Source organism: Ramlibacter henchirensis, from assembly GCF_004682015.1.
GTDB classification, from domain to species: Bacteria; Pseudomonadota; Gammaproteobacteria; order Burkholderiales; family Burkholderiaceae_C; genus Ramlibacter; species Ramlibacter henchirensis.
This window is the reverse complement of record NZ_SMLM01000003.1, coordinates 604,123-617,048: the sequence shown is the minus strand read 5'-3', so window position 1 is coordinate 617,048 and position 12,926 is coordinate 604,123. Positions and strand designations below refer to the sequence as shown.

13 protein-coding genes are annotated in these 12,926 nt (G+C 69.1%); 12 read left to right on the top strand and 1 reads right to left on the bottom strand.

From position 1 onward, the window contains the following. The first annotated feature begins 1 nt into the window (after nucleotide 1). The 12 genes from EZ313_RS21025 to EZ313_RS20970 all read left to right on the top strand — a co-directional run bounded on the left by EZ313_RS21025 (nucleotide 2) and on the right by EZ313_RS20970 (nucleotide 12,306). A complete protein-coding gene (locus tag EZ313_RS21025; RefSeq protein WP_135265256.1) occupies nucleotides 2-1,477 on the top strand; it encodes a M20 family peptidase in 1,476 nt (491 codons plus the stop codon). Between the two features lie 21 nt (nucleotides 1,478-1,498). Then, nucleotides 1,499-2,674 (top strand): acetyl-CoA C-acyltransferase, encoded by a 1,176-nt coding sequence (locus EZ313_RS21020; RefSeq protein WP_135265255.1) that lies wholly within the window; start codon nucleotides 1,499-1,501, stop codon nucleotides 2,672-2,674. Nucleotides 2,675-2,825: 151 nt separating this feature from the next. Further along, on the top strand, nucleotides 2,826-4,658 hold the full coding sequence (locus EZ313_RS21015; protein WP_135265254.1) for an acyl-CoA dehydrogenase: 1,833 nt from the start codon (nucleotides 2,826-2,828) through the stop codon (nucleotides 4,656-4,658). Nucleotides 4,659-4,660: 2 nt separating this feature from the next. Then, nucleotides 4,661-4,912 carry a hypothetical protein gene (locus EZ313_RS21010; protein WP_135265253.1) on the top strand — a complete coding sequence of 84 codons (252 nt, stop codon included), beginning with the start codon at nucleotides 4,661-4,663 and terminating at the stop codon, nucleotides 4,910-4,912. After that, nucleotides 4,909-5,700, top strand: a complete 792-nt coding sequence (locus EZ313_RS21005) for an SDR family oxidoreductase (RefSeq protein ID WP_135265252.1) — start codon at nucleotides 4,909-4,911, stop codon at nucleotides 5,698-5,700. Before EZ313_RS21010 ends, EZ313_RS21005 begins: the two co-directional genes overlap by 4 nt. Beyond that, nucleotides 5,701-6,132, top strand: a complete 432-nt coding sequence (locus tag EZ313_RS21000; RefSeq protein WP_135265251.1) for a PaaI family thioesterase — start codon at nucleotides 5,701-5,703, stop codon at nucleotides 6,130-6,132. Between the two features lie 13 nt (nucleotides 6,133-6,145). Continuing rightward, nucleotides 6,146-7,162 carry an NADP-dependent oxidoreductase gene (locus EZ313_RS20995; RefSeq protein ID WP_135265250.1) on the top strand — a complete coding sequence of 339 codons (1,017 nt, stop codon included), beginning with the start codon at nucleotides 6,146-6,148 and terminating at the stop codon, nucleotides 7,160-7,162. Between the two features lie 7 nt (nucleotides 7,163-7,169). After that, nucleotides 7,170-8,204, top strand: a complete 1,035-nt coding sequence (locus tag EZ313_RS20990; protein WP_135265249.1) for a fatty acid desaturase family protein — start codon at nucleotides 7,170-7,172, stop codon at nucleotides 8,202-8,204. Nucleotide 8,205: 1 nt separating this feature from the next. After that, nucleotides 8,206-9,879, top strand: a complete 1,674-nt coding sequence (locus EZ313_RS20985) for an isovaleryl-CoA dehydrogenase (RefSeq protein WP_135265352.1) — start codon at nucleotides 8,206-8,208, stop codon at nucleotides 9,877-9,879. Between the two features lie 14 nt (nucleotides 9,880-9,893). Next, nucleotides 9,894-10,841, top strand: coding sequence for a glutathione S-transferase family protein (locus EZ313_RS20980; RefSeq protein WP_135265248.1), 948 nt, complete (start codon nucleotides 9,894-9,896; stop codon nucleotides 10,839-10,841). Beyond that, nucleotides 10,838-11,743 carry an SDR family oxidoreductase gene (locus EZ313_RS20975; protein WP_135265247.1) on the top strand — a complete coding sequence of 302 codons (906 nt, stop codon included), beginning with the start codon at nucleotides 10,838-10,840 and terminating at the stop codon, nucleotides 11,741-11,743. The genes EZ313_RS20980 and EZ313_RS20975 overlap by 4 nt, the downstream gene beginning before the upstream one ends. A gap of 5 nt (nucleotides 11,744-11,748) precedes the next feature. Then, complete coding sequence (locus EZ313_RS20970; protein WP_135265246.1) at nucleotides 11,749-12,306, top strand: methylated-DNA--[protein]-cysteine S-methyltransferase; 558 nt, start codon at nucleotides 11,749-11,751, stop codon at nucleotides 12,304-12,306. On the opposite strand, the gene EZ313_RS20965 is transcribed toward EZ313_RS20970, so the two are convergent. Beyond that, entirely contained in the window at nucleotides 12,303-12,869 is a 567-nt protein-coding gene (locus EZ313_RS20965; protein WP_135265245.1) for a hypothetical protein, read from the bottom strand. The two genes, EZ313_RS20970 and EZ313_RS20965, sit on opposite strands and share 4 nt — an antisense overlap. Nucleotides 12,870-12,926: the final 57 nt, after the last annotated feature.

Sequence of the window (12,926 nt, the reverse complement as noted above, 5' to 3'; positions counted from 1 at the left end):
GATGATCAAGCGCATCGTCCTCGTCGTCCTGGGCCTCGTCCTGCTGCTCGCGGCCGTGGTGGCCGTGAACACGCTGCGCCAGGGCTCGCGGCAGATCGATGTCGCCGCCGCGCGGCCGCTCGCCGTCGACGAGAAGGCGGTTGCCGACAAGCTGTCGGGGGCCGTGCGTTTCCGGACGATCGCCAGTCGGGAGGATGCCGATGCGAGCGGGGCCGAGTTCCGCAAGCTCCATGCCTTCCTGCGCGAGCGCTTCCCGCTCGTGCACGAGCGGCTGCAGCTCGAGACGGTCGGCGGCTACAGCCTGCTCTACACCTGGCGCGGCAGCGATCCCAAGGCGCGTCCGATCCTGCTGATGGCGCACCAGGACGTGGTGCCGGTCTCGCCGGGCACCGAAGACAAATGGGAGGCGCCGCCGTTCGCGGGAGCCGTGCAGGGCGGTTACGTGTGGGGCCGGGGCGCGTGGGACGACAAGAGCCGGGTGATCGCGCAGCTCGAGGCGGTGGAGATGCTGCTTGCGGCCAACTTCCAGCCGCGGCAGACCGTGTACCTCGCCTTCGGCCATGACGAGGAAGTCAACGGCTTGCGAGGGGCGCTGGAGATCGTCAAGCTGTTCCAGCAGCGGCAGGTGCGCTTCGAGTTCGTGCTGGATGAAGGATCGGTGCTCACCGAGGGCGTGATCCCCAACCTGGCCAAGCCGGTTGCGCTGATCGGCCTCGCCGAAAAGGGCTACCTGTCGGTGCTGCTGAAGGCGTCCGGCGCCCCGGGGCACGCGTCGATGCCGCCCGCGGCGGGCACCAGCGCCATCGGCCAGATCGCCTCGGCGCTGCACCGCCTGGACGTGGAGCAGCGTCCCGCGTCGCTGCGCGGCGTGGGACGGGAGATGTTCGAGACGCTGGCCCCGGAGTTCGGCGGCTTCCAGCGGGTGGCGCTCTCCAACCTCTGGCTGTTCGAGCCGGTCGTGCGGCCGCAGCTGGAAAAGGCCAACTCGACCAATGCGCTCCTGCGCACGACCACCGCGTTGACGGTGGTCAACGCGGGCAACAAGGACAACGTGCTTCCCGGCACCGCCGAGGCCGTGGTCAATTTCCGCCTGCTGCCCGGCGACACGGTCCAGGGCATGCTGGAGCACGTTCGCTCCAAGGCCGGCCCCGGCGTGCAGGTGTCCATGGTTCCGGGCGCCGTCGATCCGTCGCCGATCTCGCGCACCGACACGCCGGCCTACCAGGTCCTGCAGCGCACGTTGCGCTCGCAGTTCCCCGGCGTCGTGGTGTCGCCCGCACTCGTGCTCACCGGGACCGACTCGCACCACTTCCAGCCGGTCGCCGAGCAGATCTACCGCTTCGCTCCGGTCCGCGTGAAGCCGCAGGACATTCCCCGGCTGCACGGCATCAATGAACGGATCTCCGTTGCCAACCTGGCCGAGCTGGTGCGGTTCTACCACCTGCTGCTGTCCAACCTGAATTCCCCCGCCGTCTGATTTCCTCCTGAAAGGCCTCCCATGACCAACGCTGTCATCGTCTCCACCGCCCGTACGCCCCTGACCAAGAGCTGGAAGGGCGCGTTCAACATGACGCACGGCGCCACGCTGGGCGGCCACGCCGTCAAGAACGCCGTGCAGCGCGCCGGCATCGAGCCCGGCGCCATCGAGGATGTGCTCATGGGCTGCGCCAATCCGGAAGGCGCGACCGGCGCCAACATCGCGCGCCAGATCGCGTTGATGGCCGATCTGCCCATCACCGTCTCCGGCGCGACGGTCAACCGCTTCTGCTCCTCCGGCCTGCAGACGATCGCCATGGCGAGCCAGCGGATCATCGCGGGCGAGGGCGACGTCTATGTCGCCGGCGGCGTGGAGAGCATCTCCTGCGTGCAGCAGGAGATGAACCAGCACATGCTGAGCGACCCCGCTCTCGAGAAGAAGAAGCCCGAGATCTACTGGAGCATGCTGCAGACCGCGGAGCAGGTCGCCAAGCGCTACGAGATCAGCCGCGACCGCATGGACGAATACGGCGCAGCCAGCCAGCAGAAGGCCTGCGCGGCCCAGGAAGCGGGCAAGTTCAAGGACGAGATCGCGCCCATCACCGTCAAGGCCGGCATCGTCGACCCGGTGTTCGGCCTGCGCACCAAGGAAGTCACGGTGAGCCAGGACGAAGGCCTGCGACCGGGCACCACCAAGGAGGGCATCAGCGGCATCAAGCCGGCGCTGCCGGGTGGCGTCATTACGGCCGGCAATGCCAGCCAGTTCTCCGACGGCGCGGGCGCCTGCGTCGTGGTGAGCGAGGAGTACGCGAGCCGCCACAACCTCAAGCCCATGGGCCGTTTCCTCGGCTTCGCGGTCGCGGGCTGCGAACCCGACGAAATGGGCATCGGCCCGGTGTTCGCCGTGCCCAAGGTGCTCAAGAAGCTGGGCCTGAAGGTCGACGACATCGACCTCTGGGAGCTGAACGAAGCCTTCGCCGTGCAGGTGATGTACTGCCGCGACAAGCTGGGCATCCCGAACGATCGCCTCAACGTCAACGGCGGAGCCATCGCCGTGGGCCATCCGTACGGGGTATCCGGCCAGCGCCTGACCGGCCATGCGCTCATCGAAGGCAAGCGCCGCGGCGCCAAGCGCGTGGTGGTGACGATGTGCATCGGCGGCGGCATGGGCGCGGCCGGCGTGTTCGAGGTGCTCTGAAATCGGACATCAGTACGCAGAAAACGCAGAAAGGACGCAGAGAGACGCAGAAAAAACCGGTCTAAGGTTTCTGCGCTTTCTGCGTCCTTTCCGCGCATTCTGCGTACGGGAGTTCATCCCTTCTGCCCAACCCAAAAAGCCCGCGTAGAAGATGTCCTCGCTCCGCCCCGTCGTCGACTTCCTGCTGTACGACTGGCTCAAGGTCGACCAGCTCTCGCAGCGTTCGCGCTTCTCCGACCACTCGCGCGACACCTTCGACGCGGTGCTGGACACCTGCGAGAGGATCGCGCGGGAGAAGTACGCGCCGCACAACCGGCTGGTCGACACCGAGGAGCCGCGCTTCGACGGCGAGAAGGTGGTGCTGCCGGCCGCCACCAAACAGGCCTGGGAGGCCTACGCCGAGTCCGGCATGCTCAGCGCCGCGCAGGACTACGACATCGGCGGCATGCAGCTTCCCTACACGGTGGAAGCGGCGGCCGGTGCGTTCTTCGCGGTCGCCTCGGTCAGCATCGGCGGCGGCCTGCTCACGGTGGGCAATGCCAACCTGCTGATGGCGCACGGCACCGACCTGCAGAAACAGGTGTTTGCGCTGAACGAGTTCAACGGGCGGTTCTCCGGGACCATGTGCCTATCCGAGCCGCAGGCCGGCTCGTCGCTCTCCGACGTGGCCACGCGCGCCACGCCCGACGGCCCGGATTTCGAGAGCGACCCGCTCGGACCGCGCTACCGCGTTCGCGGCAACAAGATGTGGATCTCGGCCGGCGAACATGAACTCACCGAGAACATCGTCCACCTCGTGCTCGCCAAGATCCCGGGTCCGGACGGCAAGCTGGTGGCCGGCACCCGCGGCATCTCGCTCTTCCTCGTGCCCAAGAAACTGGTCGGCCCCGACGGCCAGCTCACCGGCGAGCGCAACGACATCGCGCTGGCCGGCCTGAACCACAAGCTGGGCTGGCGCGGCACCACCAACACGCTGCTGAATTTCGGCGAAGGCAAGTTCCCGGTGCGAGGCGGGGCGGGCGCGATCGGCTACTTGGTCGGCAAACCCGGCGAAGGCCTTCGCTGCATGTTCCACATGATGAACGAGGCGCGCATCGGCATCGGCATGGCCGCCACGGCCCTCGGGCTGGCGGGCTACTACGCCTCGCTCGATTACGCGAAGCAGCGTCCGCAAGGGCGGCCCGTGGGGCCCGCCGGCAAGGACCCTGGGCAGCCGCAGGTGCGCATCATCGAGCACGCCGACGTCAAGCGGATGCTGCTCGCGCAGAAGTCGTACGGCGAAGGCGCATTGGCGCTGATGCTGTACTGCGCCCGCCTGGTCGACGAACAGCACACCGGCGCGCCGGAGGCGGCGGACGAAGCGCGCCTGCTGCTGGAAGTGCTGACGCCCATCGCCAAGAGCTGGCCGAGCGAGTTCTGCCTGGAGGCCAATTCGCTCGCCATCCAGGTGCACGGCGGCTACGGCTACACGCGCGACTTCCCGGTCGAGCAGTACTGGCGCGACCAGCGCCTGAACATGATCCACGAGGGCACGCACGGCATCCAGGCGGCCGACCTGCTCGGGCGCAAGGTGGTGATGGAAGGCGGCCGCGGCCTGCAGCTGCTGGCCGGCCGCATCAACGCGACGATCGAAGCGGCCCTGCAGCGCCCGCACCTCGCAGAGCACGCCAATGCGCTGGCCAAGGCCTTGCAGCGTGTGGGCGCCGCCACCAAGGCAGCTTGGGCGACGGGTGACCCCTCGGCGGCGCTCGCGAACGCCGTGCCCTACATGCAGGCCTTCGGGCACCTGGTCATCGCGTGGATGTGGCTGGACGTGCTGCTCACCGTCCCCGCGCAAGAGCAGGCGCGAACGCCGGCGCACGTCGGGCGCGTCCACGCCGCCCGCTACTTCTTCCACTACGAGCTGCCCAAGGTCCCGGCCTGGCTGGCCGTGGTCGAGACCCGCGATCCCACCTGCGCCCAGATGCCGGAAGAGGCGTTCTGAGAATGGCGTCCGCGCGCGCCCTGGCCTGGGTCGAGCGGCTCGTCTGGCTGCTCATCTATGGCGGCCTCTTCGCCGTGATCCTCGGCCTGGCCACCGGCGGGGCGCATCTGATCGCGGGCTGGTCGCTCGGGGTGCTCGGCGGCATCGCCGTCGCCGCCGGCGTCGTGCTGATCTGGGTCCGCTCGCGGCTGCGCGAGACACCGCCCGGCGGCGCACAATCATCGGACGAACGACAACCAAGAGACACGCGATGACCCGAACGATCCAGCAGCTGTTCGACCTGACGGGCAAGACTGCGCTCGTGACCGGAGGCTCGCGCGGCCTCGGCCTGCAACTGGCCCATGCGCTGGGCGAGGCGGGCGCGAAGATCATGCTGAGCTCGCGCAAGGCCGGCGACCTGGAAGAAGCGGCCGCCGAGCTGCAGGCCGCGGGCATCGACACCCGCTGGATCGCGGCCGACGCCTCGAAGGAAGAGGACATCCGCCGCCTCGCCGACGAGACGATGCAGCGCATGGGCGACGTCCACATCCTGGTGAACAACGCCGGCGCTGCCTGGGGCGCCCCCGCGGAGGATCATCCGGTCGAAGCCTGGGACAAGCTGATGAACCTGAACGTGCGGGGCTACTTCATCCTCAGCCAGCACATCGCGAAGAAGAGCATGATCCCGCGCCGCTACGGCCGCATCATCAACATCGCCTCGATCGCCGGCCTGGGCGGCAACCCGCCGGAGATGCAGACCCTGGCCTACAACACGTCCAAGGGCGCCGTCATCAACTTCACCCGCGCGCTGGGCTGCGAATGGGGCAAGTACAACATCACCGTCAACGCCATCTGCCCGGGCTTCTTCCCCAGCAAGATGACGCGCGGAACGCTCGAGCGTCTCGGCGAGGAGAAGCTGGCCGCTCACGCGCCGTTGCAAAGATTGGGCGACGACGAGGACCTCAAGGGCACGGCGCTGCTCTTCGCTTCGGACGCGGGCAAGCACATCACCGGCCAGTGGCTGGCGGTGGATGGCGGCGTCAGCGTGGTCACGGGGGGCTAGATGCGCGGTTTCGGCGTCAACATCCCGTTCGTCTCGCATCTCGGCTTCGAGCTCACCCGCTTCGAGGGCGGCGAGTCGGAGATCGTGTTCGACGCGCGGCCGGAGCACCTGAACTCCTTCGGCGTCGTGCACGGCGGCGCGTCCATGACCCTGCACGATGTGTCGATGGCCACCGCCGCCCGCAGCGTGCAGCCGGACATGGGCGTGGTGACGATCGAAATGAAGACCACCTTCATGCAGGCCGCGCGCGGCCGCCTCACCGCCAGGGGGCGCCTGATCCACCGCACGGCCACCATGGCCTTCGCCGAATCCACGATCTACGACGAGTCGGGCCGCGCCTGCGCCCACGCCACCGGCACCTTCAAGTACGTTGCGCGGCTGCCGGTCGGGCCCAGGAGCACGCAGAGCCTCGACCCGATCCGCACCGACTGAAGGAGTCCGCACCATGCCCCGCAACCGCCAGATCCTGCTGGACAACCGCCCGCACGGCGAAGCCAGCACCACCAACTTCCGGCTGATCGCCGAGGACACGCCGCCCTTGCGCGACGGCCAGGTGCTGGTCCGCCACCATTTCCTGAGCCTCGATCCCTACATGCGCGGGCGGATGAACGAGGGCAAGAGCTATGCGCAGCCGCAGCCGCTGGGGCAGGTGATGATCGGCGGCACCGTCGGCGAAGTCGTGGAGAGCCGGCATCCCAAGTACCAGCCCGGCGACAAGGTGCAGGGGATGGGCGGGTGGCAGGAGTACAGCGTGGTCGACGCCGGCCAGCCCGGCGCGCTGCGCAAGGTCGACACGACGCATGTGCCGATCTCGCACTACCTCGGCGCGGTCGGCATGCCGGGCGTCACCGCCTGGTACGGCCTGGTGAAGATCATCGATCCCAAGCCGGGCCAGACGGTGGTCGTCAGCGCGGCCAGCGGCGCCGTCGGCAGCGCGGTCGGCGTGCTCGCGAAGGCGCGCGGCGCCCGCGCCGTGGGCGTGGCGGGCGGCCCCGCGAAATGCCGCTACGTCACCGACGAACTCGGCTTCGACGCTTGCGTCGACTACAAGCAGCACCGCGATGCAACCTCGCTCGCCGGTGCCCTGAAGGAAGCGTGCCCCGGCGGCGTCGACGGCTACTTCGAGAACGTCGGCGGCCTGGTGCTGGATGCGGTGATGCTTCGCGCCAATGCATTCGCCCGCATCGCCATGTGCGGGATGATCGCCGGCTACGAAGGCCATCCCATCCCGATGCAGCATCCGCAGCTGATCCTGACCAACCGGATGCGGGTCGAAGGCTTCATCGTCAGCGAGCACCTGGAGGTCTGGCCCGACGCCCTGAAGGAACTGGGCGAGCTGGTCGGCAGCGGCAAGCTGCGGCCGCGCGAGACGATCGCCAGGGGCCTGGAGTCTGCGCCCGAGGCCTTCCTCGGCATGCTGCGCGGCCGCAACTTCGGCAAGCAGCTCGTCCAGCTGGTCTGAGGCGGCCGTGCAAGCGCGCCAGGGCGAGGAGTTCCGCGACGACCACCGCGCGCCGGGCTCGCGCAACGCCCAGGCGCGGCGGCTGCTGCGGCCAGAGGAACTGGCGCCGCTCACGCGCCTGTCCACCTGGCGGTCGCTGCTCTCCATCGTCCACACGTTCGGGCTGATCGCACTGGCGATCTGGCTCGCGATCGCCACCTGGCCAAGCGTCTGGATGCTGCTGTCCATCGTGGTGATCGGCATCGCGCAGCACGGCCTGTTCGTCCTGGCGCACGAGGCGGCGCACTACCGGCTGTTCACCGGCCGCATCGCCAACGACCTGGCCGGGCGCTTCATCGGCATGATCGGCGGCGTCTCCATGTGCACCTACCGCGTCACGCACCGGCTGCACCACAACAACCTCTACACCGACGAAGACCCGGACACGGCCATCCACGGTGGCTATCCGAGAGGCAGGGCCTACCTGCTCAACAAGCTGGTGCAGGACCTGTTCGGGCTGAACGCTTGGAAGACCTACAAGTACTTCTTCGGTGCGCCGGCGATCAACGCGGAGACGAATCGCGAGATCCGCCCGCTGGACGACACCTCGCCGCAGCTTCGCGCCGCCGCGCGGGCTGATCGGTTGTGGGTCGTGGGGTTCCATCTGGCCGCGCCGCTGCTGGCGTTCGCGGTGGGCGGGTCGCGCGGATTGCTGATGTACCTGGTCCTGTGGGTCGTGCCGCTCGTGACGGTCCTGCAGCCCATCCTGCGGCTGCGCGCGATCTGCGAGCACGGCGCGGCGCAGGACCTGAGCTCGCCGCTTACCGCCGCACGCACGAACCGCACTGCCGGGTCGTTCGGGAACTGGCTCGGGCGGCTGGTGCTGTTCCCGCACCACGTCAACTACCACGTGGAGCACCACCTGTACCCGGCCGTGCCGCACTACTCCCTGCCGGCGCTGCACCGGTTGCTGGTGGAGAAGGGCGCGCTCGAATCCGCCGAGGTGCGCGATTTCGCGGACACCTGGCGCCAGGTGTTCGCACCGAGGAGGTCCCGTGCCTGACATGCTCGCCACCCACGAGGTCTTCAACCAGCCGGAGCCGCTGGTCGGCTACGACCTGTTCGCAGACAACGCCGCGCTGCGCGACGCGCTGAAGTTCAACGCGCCCGGCCTGGACACCGCGCCGCTGTCCGCACTCGGCGCGCGTCTGGGCACCGCTGAGATGCAGACCCATGCCCGGCTCGCGAACGTCCACGCGCCGCAGCTGCGCACGCACGACCGCTTCGGCCGCCGCGTCGATGTCGTGGAGTTCCATCCCAGCTACCACGCGCTGATGTCCGCCGCGGTCGAGGCGGGCCTGCACGGCACGCCGTGGGCCGGCGCCCCAGTCCCTCCTGCCGCCGGTGAAGGGACGGGTGCTGGCTCCCCGCACGTCCTTCGCGCCGCCGGCTTCATGCTCTTCACCGAGCTCGAGCCCTCGGTCCTGTGCCCCATCTCCATGACCTACGCGGTCACCCCCGCCCTGCGCAGCAACGCCGCGATCTACCGGGACTGGGCGCCGAAGCTCACCAGCCGTCTCTACAACCCGCAACTGAAGCCGTGGCGCGACAAGCCCGGCGTCACCATGGGTATGGGCATGACGGAGAAGCAGGGCGGCTCCGACGTGCGGGCCAACACCACGCGCGCCGAGCCGGCCGGCAGTGACGACTGGGGCCAGCGCATGCGCGTCACCGGCCACAAGTGGTTCTTCTCCGCCCCCATGTGCGACGCGTTCCTGATCCTCGCGCAGACGAACTCGGGCCTTTCTTGCCTCTTCCTGCCGCGCGTGCTGCCGGACGGCAGCCTCAATGCCATCCGCATCCAGCGCCTCAAGGACAAGCTGGGCAACAAGGCCAACGCCAGTTCCGAGGTGGAGTTCGAAGGCGCTACCGCCTGGCTGGTGGGCGACGAAGGCCGCGGCGTGCCCCAGATCCTGGAGATGGGCACGATGACGCGCCTGGATTGCGCGCTGGGCACCGGCGGCCTGATGCGCCACGCGCTCGCGCTGGCGCTGAACCACACCTCGCAGCGTCAGGCCTTCGGCAAGCGCCTGATCGAGCAACCGCTGATGCGCAACGTGCTGGCCGACCTGGCGCTGGAAAGCGAAGCTGCGACCGCCCTGGCCATCCGCCTCGCCCGCGCGTTCGATCGCCGGGGCGACGCGCACGAGGCCGCGATGGCGCGCCTGCTCACGCCCGTGGCCAAGTTCTGGATCTGCAAGCGCGGCAGCCATTTCGCCCAGGAAGCGATGGAATGCCTGGGCGGCAACGGCTACGTGGAGGAGGGCGGCGAAGGCGTGATGGCGCGCATCTACCGCGAGATGCCGCTCAACTCGATCTGGGAAGGCGCCGGCAACATCATGGCGCTGGACCTGCTGCGCGCGTTGCGTAAGGCCGACGCCGCCGCGGCGCTGGCGCAGGAACTCGCCCCGGCGCGCGGTGCGCATGCGGCGCTCGACCGGATGGCGGCGGCCCTGCCGACCCGCGTCGAGGAGATGGCCACCGAGACCGAGGCCCGCCGGCTGGCACAGGACGTGGCGCTGGCCGTGCAGGCCGCGCTGCTGTACCAATCCGCGCCGTCGGCGGTGTTCGCGGCCTTCTGCGACTCGCGCCTCGGCGGCGACTGGGGTCAGGCCTTCGGCACCCTGGGCGGCCGCACCGACTTCGACACCCTGCTCGCGCGGGCCATGCCGCGCTGAAGACAAGGACCTGCATGACGGAACTGATCCTGCACCACTACCCGGAGTCCCCGTTCTCGGAAAAGGTGCGCCTGATCCTCGGCCACAAGAAGCTGCCCTGGGAATCGGTCCGCGTCCCGGCCGTCATGCCCAAGCCCGATCTCGTGACGCTGACCGGCGGCTACCGCCGCGCGCCCGTGCTGCAGGTCGGCGCCGACATCTATTGCGACACGGCGCTGATCTGCGACGTGCTGGAGCACGTGCAGCCCGAGCCTGCGCTGTACCCGCCGCACATCAAGGGCGTGGCGCGCATCTTCGCGCAGTGGGCCGACACCACGCTGTTCTGGGCCGCGATGACGTACAGCAGCCAGCCCCGCGGCGCCGCGCAGCTGTTCCCGACCCCGGAGATCGGGCAGGCGTTCTTCGCCGACCGCAAGGCGATGCGGACCAACATGACGCAGCTGCGCCTGGGCGACGCCACTTCGGCCTATCGCTCCTACCTGCGGCGCGTCGCCCACATGGCCGACGAGCACGACTTCCTGTTCGGCGCCGAACCCTGCGTGGCCGACTTCGCGGCGTACCACCCGCTGTGGTTCACCCGCATGCGCACGCCCGTGCTGGCCGACATCCTGCAGGCCACGCCTTCGCTGCTGGAGTGGATGGAGCGCATGTCGGCGCTCGGGCACGGCCGTTTCGAGAAGCTGTCGCCCGAGGATGCGCTCACCGTGGCCGAGCGCGCCGAGCCGCTGCCGCCGGGCCAGAACCTGCTGGTGGACAGCGCATTCCAGGACGACCACGGCATCCCGCTGGGCACGCGGGTGACCATCACTGCGGAGGCCTTCGGTCCCGAGCCCACCGAAGGCGTGTTGATGGCGGCGACGCGCACGCACTACAGCATCCGCCGCGAAGACCCTCGCATCGGCGCCATCCACGTCCATTTCCCCCGCATCGGCTACGTGCTCAGAAAGGCAGACCCGACATGATCTCGGATTTCAAAGGCAAGACCGCCGTCCTCACCGGCGGCGGCTCGGGCTTCGGCCTGGAATGCGCCCGCATCGGCGCCCGGCTGGGCATGAACCTGGTGCTGGTGGACGTGCAGCAGGACGCGCTGGACAAGGCCGAGGCCGAGATGCGCCAGGCCGGTGCCCAGGTGCTTGCGCGCCGTGTCGACGTGTCCAAGGCCGCGGAGATGGAGGCGCTGGCGAAGGCCGTGCAGGAGCGTTTCGGTGCGCCGCATTTCGTCTTCAACAACGCGGGCGTCGGTGCCGGCGGCCTGGTCTGGGAGAACAGCATCGCCGACTGGGAGTGGGTGCTGGGCGTCAACGTCTGGGGCGTGGTGCACGGGGTGCGCCTGTTCACGCCGATGATGCTGGCCGCGGCCAAGGCCGACCCGAAGTGGCAGGGCCACATCGTGAACACCGCCAGCATGGCCGGCCTGCTCACGCCGCCGAACATGGGCATCTACAACGTGAGCAAGCATGCCGTCGTGAGCCTGACCGAGACGCTGTACCAGGACCTGCGCCTGGTCACCGACCAGATCGGCGCGAGCGTGCTGTGCCCGTACTTCGTGCCGACCGGCATCCACCAGAGCCAGCGCAACCGGCCGGGCGAGCTGCCGGCCGCGAAGCCGACGAAGAGCCAGCTGATCGGCCAGGCCATGAGCGACAAGGCGGTGAGCTCGGGCAAGGTCACGGCGCCGGAAGTGGCGCAGAAGGTGTTCGACGCCATCGCCGCCGACCAGTTCTACATCTTCAGCCACCCCAAGGCACTGGGCAACGTGCGCAGCCGGATGGAGGCGATCGTCGACATCCGCAATCCGCCCGACCCCTTCCTCGAGCGGCCCGAGGTCGGCACGCAGCTGCGCGCGGCCTTGCGCGAAAGCTGATCTCGATGGCCAGTGCGGTTGGCTGCTGCCTGTTCGACACCGCGATCGGCCGCTGCGGTATCGCGTGGACGGCGGCGGGAGCGGTGCAGGCCGTGCAGTTGCCGGAGAGCACTGACGAGAAGACGCTGGCGAGGCTGCGCCGCCGCGGCGGCGACGTGCCGGAGTCCGCACCACCTCCGGTCATCGCCGCCGTGATCGGGCGTGTGCACAAGCTCCTGCAGGGCGAGCGCGATCCGATGCTGGACGTCGAGCTGGACTACGAAGGCGTGCCGCCGTTCCAGCAGCGTGTGTACGAAGCGGCCCGCGCGATTGCGCCGGGCAAGGTGAAGACGTACGGCGAACTGGCGCGTGAGCTCGGGGATGCCGGAGCGTCACGCGCCGTCGGCCAAGCCTTGGGGCACAACCCATTTGCGCCGGTCGTGCCGTGCCACCGCATCCTCGCCGCGCACGGCGCGAGCGGTGGCTTCTCGGCCGAAGGTGGGGCTGTGACGAAGCTGCGGCTGCTCGAGATCGAGAGGGCCGTGCTCAGTCCGCAGGGCCCCGGCTTGTTCGACGAGGCCTAGACCCGCTCGCGCCCCTGCTGCGGCGAGTGCATGGCAGGCGCCGGCTCGACGACGCGCGTCGGCTGAACCTCCTCGACCCGCTCCACCCGGCCCGGGCGCGAGTCGAGCCGCCGCTCCAGCTCGCTGAGCCGGGACGTGAGCAGGTGGTACATCTGCTCCAGCTGGTTGCGAAGTTCGCGCTGGTGCTGCGCCATGCTGCGCTCCAGCTCCGAATGGGCGACGCTCTCGCGCTGCTTCTCGTCGCGAAGGTGGCTGTCCAGCATCTGCCGCAGGTCGGTGAAGCGCGAGACTTCGGCCTTCTCCGCCAGCTCGCGCTGCACGTGGATGTCCTTGGCGTACTGGCGCGATTCGACCAGGTTGCGGCTGCGCATGGTGGCCGCCGTCGCCAGGAACACCAGTAGCGTCAGCCCGAGCAGCGTCAGCAGGATCAGGCCCATCGGGGCATCGGCTTGCACGACGCCGAAGTTCAGCGTCGAGGTCCGGTTGATTTCCGGCCAGTTCTGTGCCGCGAATCCAGCCACGGCCAGGATCACGAGCACCAGGATGATCATTCGGGCGCGCATGGGGTTCTCCAGGAAAAATGCAACAACGGGATGAAACGATTCTTGGAATGCGCAAGT

Bases quoted from the DNA above. Each gene is read 5' to 3' on its own strand.
- EZ313_RS21025 (WP_135265256.1), top strand. From the start codon at position 2: ATGATCAAGCGCATCGTCCTCGTCGTCCTGGGCCTCGTCCTGCTGCTC.
- EZ313_RS21020 (WP_135265255.1), top strand. From the start codon at position 1,499: ATGACCAACGCTGTCATCGTCTCCACCGCCCGTACGCCCCTGACCAAG.
- EZ313_RS21015 (WP_135265254.1), top strand. From the start codon at position 2,826: ATGTCCTCGCTCCGCCCCGTCGTCGACTTCCTGCTGTACGACTGGCTC.
- EZ313_RS21010 (WP_135265253.1), top strand. From the start codon at position 4,661: ATGGCGTCCGCGCGCGCCCTGGCCTGGGTCGAGCGGCTCGTCTGGCTG.
- EZ313_RS21005 (WP_135265252.1), top strand. From the start codon at position 4,909: ATGACCCGAACGATCCAGCAGCTGTTCGACCTGACGGGCAAGACTGCG.
- EZ313_RS21000 (WP_135265251.1), top strand. From the start codon at position 5,701: ATGCGCGGTTTCGGCGTCAACATCCCGTTCGTCTCGCATCTCGGCTTC.
- EZ313_RS20995 (WP_135265250.1), top strand. From the start codon at position 6,146: ATGCCCCGCAACCGCCAGATCCTGCTGGACAACCGCCCGCACGGCGAA.
- EZ313_RS20985 (WP_135265352.1), top strand. From the start codon at position 8,206: ATGCTCGCCACCCACGAGGTCTTCAACCAGCCGGAGCCGCTGGTCGGC.
- EZ313_RS20980 (WP_135265248.1), top strand. From the start codon at position 9,894: ATGACGGAACTGATCCTGCACCACTACCCGGAGTCCCCGTTCTCGGAA.
- EZ313_RS20975 (WP_135265247.1), top strand. From the start codon at position 10,838: ATGATCTCGGATTTCAAAGGCAAGACCGCCGTCCTCACCGGCGGCGGC.
- EZ313_RS20970 (WP_135265246.1), top strand. From the start codon at position 11,749: ATGGCCAGTGCGGTTGGCTGCTGCCTGTTCGACACCGCGATCGGCCGC.
- EZ313_RS20965 (WP_135265245.1), bottom strand. From the start codon at position 12,869: ATGCGCGCCCGAATGATCATCCTGGTGCTCGTGATCCTGGCCGTGGCT.